The organism is Tenacibaculum sp. Ill (assembly GCF_051938915.1).
GTDB lineage: Bacteria > Bacteroidota > Bacteroidia > Flavobacteriales > Flavobacteriaceae > Polaribacter > Polaribacter larymnensis.
On sequence record NZ_JBPSCW010000002.1, the window covers coordinates 1652944 to 1667863 of the forward strand.

The 14920-nt window shown below is 34.9% G+C and carries 2 protein-coding genes; both read left to right on the top strand.

Going from position 1 to position 14920, the window contains the following annotated elements:
- Positions 1–3 precede the first annotated feature (3 nt).
- Entirely contained in the window at positions 4–13932 is a 13929-nt protein-coding gene (locus tag ACTPNM_RS07860; RefSeq protein ID WP_440121260.1) for a T9SS type B sorting domain-containing protein, read from the top strand.
- 8 nt (positions 13933–13940) lie between these two features.
- Positions 13941–14888: a PorP/SprF family type IX secretion system membrane protein gene (locus ACTPNM_RS07865; RefSeq protein WP_440121261.1), complete on the top strand. Its 948-nt coding sequence runs from the start codon at positions 13941–13943 to the stop codon at positions 14886–14888.
- The last annotated feature ends 32 nt before the right edge of the window (positions 14889–14920 follow it).

Consider the following 14920-nt stretch of genomic DNA (forward strand, 5'->3'; position numbering starts at 1 on the left):
ATTATGAAAAGAATAATTACTTTACTAATACTTGTATTACAAACCTTTTTTAGTTTTTCGCAGGAAAAATCTAGTTTGTTTGAAGATTCAAGAGTGTCTAAAGAACTAAAGCAAGCAGCACAAAAACTATCAAAAAATCAGGAGAAATCTACAGCTAATAAGTTATTAGATACCCCTTTTAATAATAGATTAGGCCCTGGTGGTATTAATGTTAAAGGTAACATAACATATGTTGGTAATAATATTTTAAGTATAGATGATGATGATTATAGTTTTATAGGACCTGATGATGATTTTAACTATGGAACAAGTGCTAATACTGATTTTGAGTTAGGCTATATAGATATTGATGATGTTCTGGGGATACCTGGTAATAATACTACTTTTTCATCAAGTATGTCAACTCTTAATTTACCAAGTTGTTCAAGAGTTGTATATGCAGGTTTATACTGGGCTTCGATTTATCCATATGAGAATTGGAAAGATGAAAAAAAAGGGATAAATACTAGAGATAATGACTTCAATACCATGAAGTTTAAAATACCTGGACAAGCATATCAAGATATTACAGGAACTGTAATTTACGATGATGGTGAGGCTACTCAATTACCGTATGTATGTTATAGTGATGTAACATCGCTAATACAGACTTTAGGAGACCCTAATGGAGATTATTTTGGAGCCAATATAAAAGCAACTATAGGTAGAGATTCTGAGGGACAGAGACTTGGGTCTTCAGCAGGCTGGGTGATGGTAGTTATTTATGAAAATGAAACCGAATCAAGTAAAAACATTTCATTATTTGATGGTTTTTCTACTATTAATGGAGATGTGGATACAGATGTAACATTCTCTGGCTTTAAAACAATTCCTTCAGGTCCTGTTAGAGTTCAATTACTTACAGCAGCTTTAGAAGGAGATAAACCTTATGAAGGAGATAGTTTTCAAATATTAAATCAGTCAAATAACTATCAGAGCATAACGACAGGGAATAATAACCAAGCCAATAACTTTTTTAATAGTTCTATAACGAAGTTTAATAATTTTGTTAATGATAGAGCTCCTAGAAGTACCAATACGTTAGGTTTTGATATAGACTTATTTAACCTTAGTAATCCCGGAAACTCTGTAATAGAAAATGGACAAACATCTATTGATGTAAAGTTCACTACAGCACAAGATGCATATTTCCCTTTCTTAAATGCAATGACGGTTGAAATTATTGAGCCAGAGCTACAAATGGTAAAATCTGTTTTAGATGGCACAGGAAAAGATGTGCAGGGAGAAGCAGTAAGTTTAGGAAGCGAATTATTTTATAATATAAGTTTTCAAAATGTAGGTACAGATGATGCTACAAATACAATTATAACGGATAGGTTACCTAAAAATGTAGATTTATTAGAAACGTCTACAGGAGGAACTGTGTATAATGGTGTGCGTTTTGATATTGATTTACCAGCTGGAGTAACAATAGTAGGCTATGAAGCTCCCTCTGCAGATAACGGTTTTAGAGCGCAGGTTGAGTTTTCTGTACCGGATGATATGGTAAGAGAGAATGGAGCAGAGTATAATATTCGTTTACATGTACAAGTAGTTAATGATTGTAATGAGTTAAGAGATGTTTGTTCTAACGAGATTCAAAATCAGGCTTTTGCAAGGTATGAAGGAGTGAATGGTGGAGTTGTAGTAGATAACGAGCCTAGTTATTCTGGTTTTGATAGTTGTGACTTTGGTATTGTAGGTTCTTCAAATTTCTTAGTTAATATAGATGATTGTAAGTTTAGGAGAAAAGAGGTGCTTTGTGGTGGAAGTATTGAGTTAACTGCGGGTGACGGTTTTGATACCTATAGTTGGGAAGATGAAAATGGTCAGTTTATAGATGATACTCAGAGTATTACAGTAAGTAGTGCAGGAGTATATACTGTTACAAAAACAACAACCTTAGGTTGTATTACAAAACCTGAAATTGTTGAAGTAATAAGTTTTGCAGATGTATCTAATCCATTGGCACCACCTTTTGCAGATAGATTCAATACTTCTTGTACTAGTAACACTACAGAGTTAGCTGAAATTTATTTATGTGGAAACACAACAGAAACCAGAGACATTACTTTACCTTTTGCAGGGTCTAATACAATTGTAGAATGGTTTAAACTAAATGGAGATGGTGGTTGTGGATATAACTTTGAAACAGAAGATTGTGCACCCACATCTACTGGATGCTCTTGGACTCCGCTAGGTACAGATTTAACTCAATCTTTTGGTGAAACAGGAGCTTATAAATTAGAAGTTTTATACGATGGTACATGTCCGAGAACATATTATTTTAATGTATTTAGAAATTCACTAACACCTACTCTTGTACCAACAGATATTTTATGTGGTACAAACGGAAGTATTGTAGTTAATGGAGTACCTGATGGGTATGAGTATAGTTTATCTGGCAATGGTACAACGACTGCTTTTCAAATAAGTAATACTTTCTCTATAACTAATCCAGGAGATTATACTGTAACAATTCGTCAAATTGGTTCTAACGGATCTTGTAACTATGTTACAGATAGTGTAAATATACAAAGTCTAGATATTGATTTAAATGTACTTACAAATATTGATACATGTGGAGGAGCATCAGAGCTTACAGTACAAATAGGAAATGTACCAGGTAGATATTCTTATGAGATAAGAAAAGATAATGTATATATGGCAGGGTCTAATGGCTTTATTGATAGTAATGACCAAAGATATACTATAACTGAGAGTGGTACATATCAGGTTTTCGTAACTACAGAAGGTGGTTGTTCGGCTAATGAAACAAGAGTAATAACCTTACCTGAGCCAATTACAATGTCAGCAATTACCACAAAAAATATTACTTGTGAAAATGGAAGCTCTCCAGGAATTATAACATTAACGCCAAGTGAGGGGACTTCACCATACGAATATGCTGTAATTTCTGTAAATGGAACTCCAGTAGCAGATGCTGATAAAGTGTATTTTACTGATACAACGTACGAAGTTCCAATGGGAAGTGAAGGTACATATGTGTTTGAAGTAAGAGACAATAACAATTGTAGCGCAACAGCGGAGGCTACTGTTGTGGTTGAACCAGCGTTACAGTTTACAGCAACACCAACAAATATTGCATGTAATGGAGGTAATGATGGTACGATACAAGTAAACTTAACAGGAGGAGATGCTACAGGTTATACTTTAGAGTATAGTAGAGATGGTTTTTCTACAACGAATAATACAGGTGTATTCTCAGGTTTATCAGTAGGTTCTTATACTATTGATATTAGAGCTTCAAAAAATACGTATCAATGTACTTATCAAGTAAGTGCTACAATTACAGAACCACCAGCACTTAGTGCAGAAGTAGTTAAAGAAAGAGATTACAACTGTGGAGCAGGAGGTAAAGTAAGATTCTTTAATGAACAAGGAGGTACTGGATCATATGAATATGGTATAGGTGTTGTAGATACTAGTACAGGAAATGTAACTTCTATTAATTATTATTCTTTTGATGATAACGGGTCGGCAGAAGCAGTATTTAATAGTTTAACTCCAGGGACCTATCGTTTTTATATAAGAGATGAAAATGGATGTGTATATGTAATACCAGGAGATATTGAAATTTTTGATTCTCCAAACGCACCACAATTAGTACCAGATATAACTTATAACTGTGATGGTACAGGAAATGTAGTATTAGGACCACCTTCAGAAATAAAAAATAATTTTGAATATTCATTAGATGGAGGAGCAACAACGAATATTAATAACTTTCCTAATTTAGATCCAGGACCTCATAATATTTTAGTGTATTATAAAGGACAAGACTGTAGTACATTAGTTAATTTTGTTATAGAGCAGAACCAAGCATTTACAGCTAATATAGACTCTTGGGAAAATATAACATGTAACGGTGGAAGTGATGGTACAATTACTATTAATGCTGAAAACTACGGAACTTCTTACCAATATTCGTTAAACGGAGGGGCATGGAGTACAGCATTAACAACAAGTCCACATACAATAACAGGTTTAACAAGTGGAACATATTCAATTAGTGTACGTTCAAATGTAAACTCTGAAGGAGATTGTCAAGTAGATATACCAGATAATGTAGTTTTAACTCAACCAAGTGTAGTTACAGTTGCTGCTCAGGTAACAAAAGAAATAACTTGTGTGCCAAATACAGGAGCTACTATTACAGTTACTAATACAGATGGAGGTAATGGAGCACCATATACATACGAATTATTAAATAGCTCTGGAACCCCTGTTGCATTTGCAAATGTACCAGAAGGTTCTTATAACGTGATTGCAACAGACAAAGATGGTTGTACATCTACACCTTTCCCTATTGTAGTTAACCCAAAAGAAGATTTGGATTTTACTGTTACACCAGTGCAATGTTATGATGGAAGTAACGGAACATTAACTGTAAATATAGGTACAGGAAATGGAGACTATTCATATATGATTGATGGTGTTACAGGTTGGCAAAACTCTAATGTGTTTAATAATTTAACAGATGGAACATACGATGTTATTGTAAGAGATGGAAAAGGTTGTCAGGTAACAGAATCTGCAACAATTCTTCCACAAGTTAGAGCAACGATAGTACCAGTGAGTGCAACTTGTAATCCAGGTCAAATACAGATAACTCCAAATGGAGGAGATGGAAATTATCAATTTGTTGTTGAAGATGCAGGAGGTACTCAAACTACATACACATCTAGTGCTATAAATGTACCAGCAGGAACTTATATTGTATATGTAAGAGATAAAAATGGAGGAACAGACTATTGTGAATTTACAGATACAGTAACAGTAAATCAAATAGTGAATCCTACACATACAACAACACTTGTACAACCTGATTGTAATGGAGGAACAGGAACAATTAATGTCGTAGTTGAAAATGGTACAGCACCATACACTGTAGCAGTAACAGGAGGACCAACTTCTACACCAGTTCAAACAGGAAGTGGATTAAATTATTCTTTTTCTGGTCTAACAGCAGGAAGTTATGAAATTCAAGTTATAGATGGTAATAATTGTCCAACTGCATCAGAAACAAGAACAATACAAGCTCCAGATGCATTAGTTAGCGGAGGACCTACAACAGCAACTGATTTAATGTGTAGTCCTTCAGGAACAATTTTAGGAACAATTACGTTTCAAGTACCAACAGGAGGTACAACAGATTATTTGTATTTCTATAAATTAACAACAGATACCGATTATACACAAGCAGGTAGTACTACAGTAACTAATTTAGACGCAGGTGTGTATAATACAAAAGTAGTAGATGCTAATGGTTGTGAATTAGTATTAAATAATGTAACTATTGCAGATTTACCTACTGAACCAACATTGAATAGTACAGTAGATTATAACTGTGATGGAACAGGAAATATAACTGTAACAGGTACACCTGCGGGTAGTTATACATATACATTAGGAGGGACTTCAAACTTAACAGGAGTATTTCCAAACTTATCTGCAGGAGCTTATACTATTACTGTTGATTATGGAAGTAATTGTACGACAGATGTTATAGTAAATGTAGAAGCCAACCAAGAGTTTACAGCTGCTATTACAGGTAGCTCTAAAACATGTATTGGAAGTGATGATGGTACAATTACTGTTGAAGCATATTTCCCATCAGGTACACCAACAGCTGACTTTGAATACAATGCAAATGGTGCAGGTTGGGTAAGTACATCAGGAAATAATCCGCATACAATAACTGGTTTACCAGTAGGAGTAAATACGATTGAAGTTCGCCCTAATAGTGCATCACCAGCAACTTGTACGGTTACATTACAAGAAACATTGGTAGATCCAGCGCCAATGGTATTAGCATTACCAATAACAAAAGAAGTTACCTGTAGTATACCTACGGGAGCTACTATTACTCCTAGTGTAACAGGAGGTTATGGAGGTGTAACATATAGTTATGAGTTATTTATAGCGCCAATGACACCAACAGGAACTACCACAACTACAGAATTTACAGATGTAGCATCAGGTGACTATGTTGTAGTAGCTACAGACCAAACTAATGGTTGTACAATATCTGAAACAGTTACTGTAGCACCAGCAGAATCTGTAACTTTTGATGCAGCAGCATTATGTTTTGATGGAACTAACGGACAGATAGAAATCAGTAATATTACCGGTAATGGTGACTATTCGTATAGTTTAAATGGAAGTAGCAACTTTATTCCTATAACTTCAGATCCGTTTACAATTTCAGGTTTATCTTCAGAAAGTTATACTGTTACAGTGAAAGATGGAAAAGGATGTTCTGAAGATGCTACGGTTGTAATCAACAACCTACTTTACGCAACAGCAACACCTACCAATGCTAGTTGTAATCCTCCAACAAATCCTACAGGAGAAATTTCAGTAACTGCAACAGGAGGTGATGGGGCGCATGAATTTGCAGCAGTAACAAGTACAGCTACACCTGCCGATCCTGCAAATGCACCAGCAACAGGAGATTATAGTGGAACAAATCTTATTACAGGGTTAGCTCCAGGTACTTATGATGTATATGTACGAGATGGCTCAGGTTGTTCTTATATTATTGAAGATGTTATAATTGGTACAACTACACCTGTAGATATTACTGCAACACCTAACCAACCAACTTGTAACGGTGATACAGGTAGTGTTGATGGACAAATAGTAGCCAGTACAGGACAAGCACCTTACACCATTATTATTGAAGATAATTCAAATGCTGAAGTAGGTAGATTAGATAATTTTACAGGTACTAGTTTTAGCTTTAATAACTTACCTGTAGATACTTATGAAATCAAAATTACAGATGCTTTAGGTTGTGAAGATACGTTTGACTTTACGTTAACAAATCCTCCTGCAATTGTAATGGATATTGAAGATGTTTTACCACCAGGTTGTATTGTTGATGCATCTCAGACAGGATTTAATTTTATTAATATAGATCCTGCAACTTATTTACCTAATATTTTACAATATAGTACAGATAATGGTGTCACATGGACTAATTTTACAGATGGTCAAATAAGAGGTTTAAATTCAGGAGATATAGTACACCCTGTATTACAAACAGTTGACAGTTCTGGTAATCAATTATGTTTAGAGTCTTACGGACCATATGAAATACCATATAATGTTACAGGTTTAATTGTAGACCCTATAGCAAACCCAAGTAACTGTTCAGTTGGTTTTTCAGTAACTGTAGAAGCATTAGGAGGTAGCCCAACTAGTGAATTTGAATTTGCTATTAACTCTCCTTCAGGTTGGGTTGGACCTGATGCACTTAATAATGGAACACTTGGTGATCCAGACAGAACATATACTTTTACAGGTTTAACACCAGGATTAACGTATGAATTTTTTGTTAGAGATACAAAAGGGACAGCTGATCCATCAGATGACTGTATTGAACAAAATAGTGACGATCTTTATATTGATTTTACTCCTTCAGTACCAATTACATCAACTGTTAACAGTCAAGCGTGTTTTGGAGCAAATTCAGGACAAATAACATTTTTAATAGATAATAAAAGTGGAGATTTAACAAATGATTTTACTTGGACGCTGTATGAAAGAGACCCAGCAACTAATACAGGTACAGCTGTACCTGCATATACAGATGTGGCACAAACAGGTTTTGATCCTATCACGGTAACTAATCTAGCACCAGGAACCTATTATATTATTTTATCAAACACAGGAGGTGTGGTTTGTGAATTTGGTGCTCAAGATGTTGAGATTATTGAAGGTACAGAAATTACAGGAGATTTAACAAAGTTAAACGACATTACTTGTAGTGTTCCAGGAAAAATAAGGGTAGAAAATGTAGTAGGTGGTTTTGGTCCTTATACATATACAGCTACAACATCAGATGGATCTGCAGTAACAACTGTAGTAGGAAATGAAATATCAGTAACAGCACCAACAACATTAACTACTGTTGATGTAACGGTAACGGTAGCTGATAGTAACAATCCTAATGCTTGTACAGCTAGTTTAGGTACAGTAACATTAAATGTAGCTCAATTACCAACGCTAACTGTAGATAGCACAGCAAACTGTGATCCTTTAAAATCTATCACAGTTTCAGCAACAGGAGGTTTAGCTCCATACCAATATAGTATTAACAGCGGTGCTTTTACAGCACAAACTTCAGGTTCTCATACCTTTACTGGTTTAGCTGACGGAAGCCATACTGTAGTGGTAAGAGATGCGAATGGTTGTGAAAATACCATAACAGGAGGTACAGCAGTTACGTATCCAGCATTAGAGTTTGACTTAACCACAGTTCAAAATTTAAATTGTGCACCAGGGGAAGCTATTCTAGGTATAGAAATAACTTCAGGAGCTAACTTAGGTACATCAGGAAACTTTACATACACTGTTACACCAGCAGGTACAGCGTCACCTAATAATGGATCAATAACTGGAGCAGATGATTCTCAGAATATTACAGTAACAACAGTCGATACTTACGAAGTAACGGTAACAGATGTAACATCAGGATGTTCGGAAACAAAACAAATTCCTGTAGCAGCAGCTGTTCAGCCAGACTTCTCATATGAAGTAGAAAATAGTGTGTGTGCGGGTGATAATTCAGGAAGTATCAGAGTAACTGCGGTTGATAATGGTATTATACCATTAATATATACAATTAATGGACCAAGTGGTTATACTGATACATTTACGGGAGATTCAGTATTCACAGGATTAGCTCCAGGTACTTACACAGTAACAGCTGAAAGTACAATTAATGGATGTACAACAACTAAAACAGGTATTGTAATTACTGAGTATTTAGATATTACATTAACAGACCCTGTAGTTGATGGATTTAAGTGTAACGCAGGTACAAATACTGTAAATGTAGCTACGGTTACCGTACCAAATGGAGCAGGAGATATTTCAGGAGGTTCAGGAAACTATACGAGTGTATCATTTACCTATACGCCTAATACAGGAATACAGGAATCAAAAATAGGAAGCAGTTTTGAGTTTACAACAACAAACACTTCTGGTGGAACTGTAGATATTATAGTATATGATGATAAAGGATGTTTTGCTACTATTGATGACGTAATTATACCTCCATTTGAGCCAATGATAGGTGTAACTGCCAATCAAGATGATGCTATTACTTGTACTACATTAGAAAGTATTATTGTAGAAGCGAATCCAAATGTTGTAGGTATTGAATATAGAGTGGTAGGTCCAGGATATGATCAAACAATAACAGGAGCAGGAAGTCCTGTTACCTTTACAGGATTAGCAACAGGAGACTATACAGTTACTGCTACACACCCAACAACAAACTGTATGGTAGAAACATTCTATAAAGTTGGACCAGAACCTGTATATGATATTGTAGTATCTGATGTTCAAAATGAATCATGTAAAGAAGCTAACGATGGAAGTGTACTTATAGATTTCAGACCAACAGGAGCTTATGTAGATCAATACGACTTTGAATTATTTGATGCTAATACAGGAGACTCTATAGATTTAAGCTCTAATCCAGGAGGTCTTAATATTCCACATCAAGGAGTAAATGCGCCTACACCTGTTCATAATTTACCAGCAGGTAATTATTACATAACCATTACAATGACCGCTAGTCCTAATTGTAAGGCTACTACTGAAATATTTACTATTTATGAGCCAACTCAGTTAGATGTTACGGCTAATGTAGATCCTGTTGTAAGCTGTACAAATGGTTCGGATGCAAGAATAACAGCAACACCTAGTGGAGGTTGGGGCAATTACATATATCAATTAGAAGATACAAATACAGGTGCTATTATTGGAGGGTATGATTTTGCTTCTAATGGAGGTAATAATATATTTACAAACTTAGCATCAGGTCAATACAGAGTTAGAATAAGAGATGGTAACGGTTGTACTATGTCAGATACAGTTACTATTATAAACCCAGACCCAATAAGATTCTCTGTAGATAAAAATGATAATGTATGTGATACCTCTGTTGGAGGTAGTATAACAATAAACGCTACGGGTGGTACAAATACCTATGTATATAGTATTACTAGTGCCTCGTATAGTGCTACACAAACGATAAATGCACCGTCATTTACATTTAGCAATTTACCAGCAGATACGTATACTGTAAACGTTGTAGATTCTAAAGGATGTACTGCTTTAACAGCTCCTATAGATGTAACAATTAACCCAAAAGTTAACTTCTCGTTAGTTGAAACAAAGAAAATAGACTGTACACCAACACCAAATGGTATTGTAACAGTTGATTTAACAAACTGGACGTCTGGAGTAAGTAATTACGAATATGAGGTAGTTGATTCTTCTGGAGGTTCATTGGTATTAAGTAGTCCTGTAACGAGTAATCCGTTTACAATTTCAATTCCTAACGGAAATCCAACACCTGAAACCTATACGGTAACGGTACGTGATATGGATTCTCAGCCAAAACCAGAATGTGAGGTTTCGAAAGAAATCATAATCAACCCTAGAATAGAACCTGTGTTTACAGCACAAGCTACGGTTAATAATATCTGTTCTGGAAGTTCAACAGGAGAAATTACGGTTTCTTCAACTGATAATGGTATTTCACCGTTAACATATATAATTAATCCTCAGCCAACAGGATGGTCGTTTAATAACAACGTATTCTCTGGTTTACCAGCAGGTACATATACAATTACAGCTGAAGGAACAAACGGTTGTATTACTTCTACTGATGTAACAATTAATGAAAATTTGGCAATTGATATTACTAATGCAGTTACATTTACTCAGTTTAATTGTACAGTGGGTAATGAAACAAATAGTGCAACCATAGTGGTAGATAAATCAGCTATTATAGGTGGTACAGGAAATTATGTACGTGTAGAGTTTATAGATACAGCTACAGGAGATGTTTTATATAACGGAAATAACTTCACTTATACTTCTACAGATGAAGCAGGAGGAACATATACGGTTAACGTATATGACGAAAACGAAGGTTGTTTTGCTACAGAAGATGTAACTATCAATCCGTTTGTAAAAATAACTGGTCTAACAGTTGATCCTCAAAGAAAAATTGATTGTAACAACGGTGAAGACATTATTGCTACTCATACTGTAGTAGGAGGTTCGTTAACTAATTTTGAGTATAGGTTGTATGACAATGCAGCAGGACCAACAGCTACACCTATAGAAACAAGAACAAATACGGATGGTGACTTTACACAATTCTTAGCACCAGGTACCTATAGAGTAGAGTTAGAGAACTTAGATACCAACTGTATTGAAACAGAATACTATGTAGTAGGACCAGTACCATCGTATGATGTGTTCTTAACAAATATTCAAAGAGCATGTTTCAATGGTACAGGAAGTGTAGATTTCTATTTTAGCCCTTCTACATCATATACAGATGCCTTTAATTACGAAGTAATTCCTGTAGGAGGAGGTACAGCTGTAGTTTCAGGAAATGTAGCGGCAGGAGCAGCATCACCAATTACTATTTCAGGTATTGCTCCAGGAGAGTATTATGTACAAATAAGAATGACATATTCTCCATACTGTACACCTAGGTCAGTTGATTTTGAGATTGCTCAACCAACAGCAGATTTAACATTAGCGCATGAGTTAACCTATTTAAAATGTACACCAGCAAACTCAGGAGCTGTTAATTTAGCTGCTAGTGGAGGTTGGGGAGCTTATCAATATGAATTGGTAAACACCACTGGAGGTGGCTCAACAGTAGTTCAGCCATTTAATAGCAATGCAATAATTACAGGTTTAACAGCAGGTGATTATACTGCTACGGTTAGAGATATTAATGGATGTACAACATTTACAAACTTTACATTAGAACCTGGAACAACCATTACAGGAGACTTTAATGTTACACCAAACTTATGTGAAGGAGAGTACACCGCAACTATTGAAGTAACTAATATAGCTGGAGGTCAAACACAAGATCCTAATTTAACATACAGTTATATATTAGTATATCCTGACGGAACAGAAAGTGCAAGTCAATCATCACCAATCTTTACGAATTTACCAGCAGGTAATGGATATATAGTAAAAGTAGCAGATGGGTATTCTTGTGATGGTCCAATAGGTCCAATTGATATAATTGACCCTATCGAAGTAGTTGCTTCAGCAGAAATTACAGTAGATATTACATGTAACGACCCTCAAGCAGTGGTAGAAGTTACAGGAGCAGGAGGTACAGGACCATATATGTATAGTATGGACGGAATTACTTTTGTACCAGCTAATTCAGGTTCTAACCATACATTTAATGTTGATGCCGGAACACACCAATTCTTTGTGAGAGATAGTGAATTATGTATTTCTGATCCAACAACATTAACAATAGGAGCTTATGAAGCATTAGTGGCTACCTTAAATGTAGACTCTGCATTTATCACTTGTAATGGAGATAGTAATGCAGTGTTATCAGCTAATGTAGATGGTGGGTTTGCTAATAATGCTTATCAATTATTAGATGAAAACAACACGCCTTTAAGTAATTGGCAACCATCAAACACATTTAGTGGTTTAGATGTTGGTACTTATAAAATAAATGTAAGAAGTACAAATAGGTTTGGCGTAGAGTGTTATGCTATAACAGGAGAGTATGCAATAACTGAACCAGATGTATTAGAAGCAATTGTAACACCAACACCAGTTACGTGTTTTGGAGGTAACGATGGTACTATAATAGTTAATGCAGATGGAGGTAATGAAGATTACGAGTTCAATATTGCTTCAGATCCAAGTAGTCCTGATTTTCCTGAAACTAAGTTTGTAAAAAACAATGTATTTGAAAATTTAAGCGCAGGAGTGTATTGGATTACTGTAAAAGATGTTGTAGGATGTTATTTAGATCCTATAAGAGTTGAAGTAACACAACCAGATGAGTTTACAGCAACACTAGTAGGAGTAACAGAACAAGTATGTATTGATGATCCTACACCAACAATTGAGTTAGATGTACAAGGAGGTACACAACCTTATTATGTAAGTATTAATAATGTTGAGTTACCAACTCAGTACACTACCAACTCAATAGTATTAGGAGCAAATGAAAACATTCAAGGAGGTACATCGTACTTTATCACAGTTAGAGATGAAGCAGGTTGTAACGTAGTTGATCCTATAAGAGTAACTACAGGAGAACCAGTAGATTTACAGTTAACAGTAGATTTTGAATATACTTGTCCAACAGGCAATATTATCTTAGCAATAGTAGACGAAGTTTACAGAAATAACATGTCATATACATTATATGATGGTGCAAATACACTAATAGCTACAAATACTACAGGAGAGTTTATTGATGTACCAGCAGGATCAGGTTATTATGTTACAGCTACACACACAATAAGTTCTTGTTCTCAAAGTTCTACTAGTAGTCCAATTGATATAGTGGATTATCAACCATTAACCTTAGAAATTGATGATTCAGTTAAGAATACATTAATTGCAAATCCTGATGGCGGGTTAGCTCCGTACGAGTTTAGTGTAGATGGAGGTGATTTTGGTCCAGATAACGAGTTCTTAATCTTACAAACAAAAGATTATACCATTACGGTAAGAGATGCTAGAGGTTGTGAGGTTACATTAACTGTTAGAGGAGAGTATATTTCTATTTTTGTTCCAAACTTATTTACACCAGATGGAGATGGAATAAATGATTACTGGTATCCTCGTGAAGTAGAAGATTATCATGATATCAAAGTGTTTATTTATGATAGATATGCACGTAATCTTGCAGACTTTAAAGGTACTGTAGAAGGATGGGATGGTACTTATGAAGGTACACCATTACCATCAGGAGATTATTGGTATACAATTTACTTTAAAGAGTTATCAGGTCAAGAGAAGAAAATAATGGGACACTTTACACTATATAGATAATAACAAAAATGAAAAAAATAATATTAATTTTATGTGTAGTATTAAGTAGTGTAAAAGTTACTGCACAAGAAGTAGAATTACCACAATATGTGAGTCATTTAGCCGATAACCCGTTTTTAATATCTCCAACGTATGCAGGTATTGGTACTGGATTACAGGTTAGGTTAAATGGAGTAAGCCAGTGGATTGGAGTTAAAGATGCACCAGACACACAATCGTTAACAGTTGAAGCTCGTATAGCAGACACTTTTGGTGGTGGTATTACTTTATTTAATGATAAAAATGGATATACAACTCATAAAGGAGCAAAATTATCGTTTGCAAGTCACTTAACATTAAGTGACTTTCACGATAGCTTTTTATCATTCGCATTAAGCTATAGTTTTATTCAGTTTGGTATTGATACTTCTGAAAATAATTCAGGACAAGTAGTACCAAATAGAACATTAAACAATTCAAATTTTGATGTAGGTCTATTATATCGTTACGAACGATTTAGTATAAGTCTTAACGCGATAAATATTTTAAATAAAGAAATTGAAGACTTTCAAACTGGTGAACCAGAAGTATTAAGAAAGTATACAGTTTTTACTTCTTATACTTTTACAAGGTTAAGTAGAAATTTTGAATTAGAACCTTCAATGTTGGTAGAGTATAGAGAAGCAGATAAACGATCTAGAACAGATATGAACGTTAAAGCCAGAAAAGGAATTAGAGACGGATATGTTTGGGCTGGGGTAAGTTACACATTCTTAAACGACCAGTTTTTTCAACCAAACGCTATTGCACCATTATTTGGTTTAAAAAAGAACAACCTATACTTGTCGTACGGATTTAGTATTAACATGAATAAGACACAAGAATATAACTATGGTACACACATGATAACACTAGGGTTTGATTATGAAAGAAGACCAAGTTTAGCACGTTGTACACAAAAAATGATCATGTTTTAAGAAGAAAAACATATAAATTATGAAATCCTCAA

What these genes read in the sequence shown, in the direction of transcription:
- ACTPNM_RS07860 (WP_440121260.1), top strand. Translation starts at nt 4, where the DNA reads ATGAAAAGAATAATTACTTTACTAATACTTGTATTACAAACCTTTTTT.
- ACTPNM_RS07865 (WP_440121261.1), top strand. Translation starts at nt 13,941, where the DNA reads ATGAAAAAAATAATATTAATTTTATGTGTAGTATTAAGTAGTGTAAAA.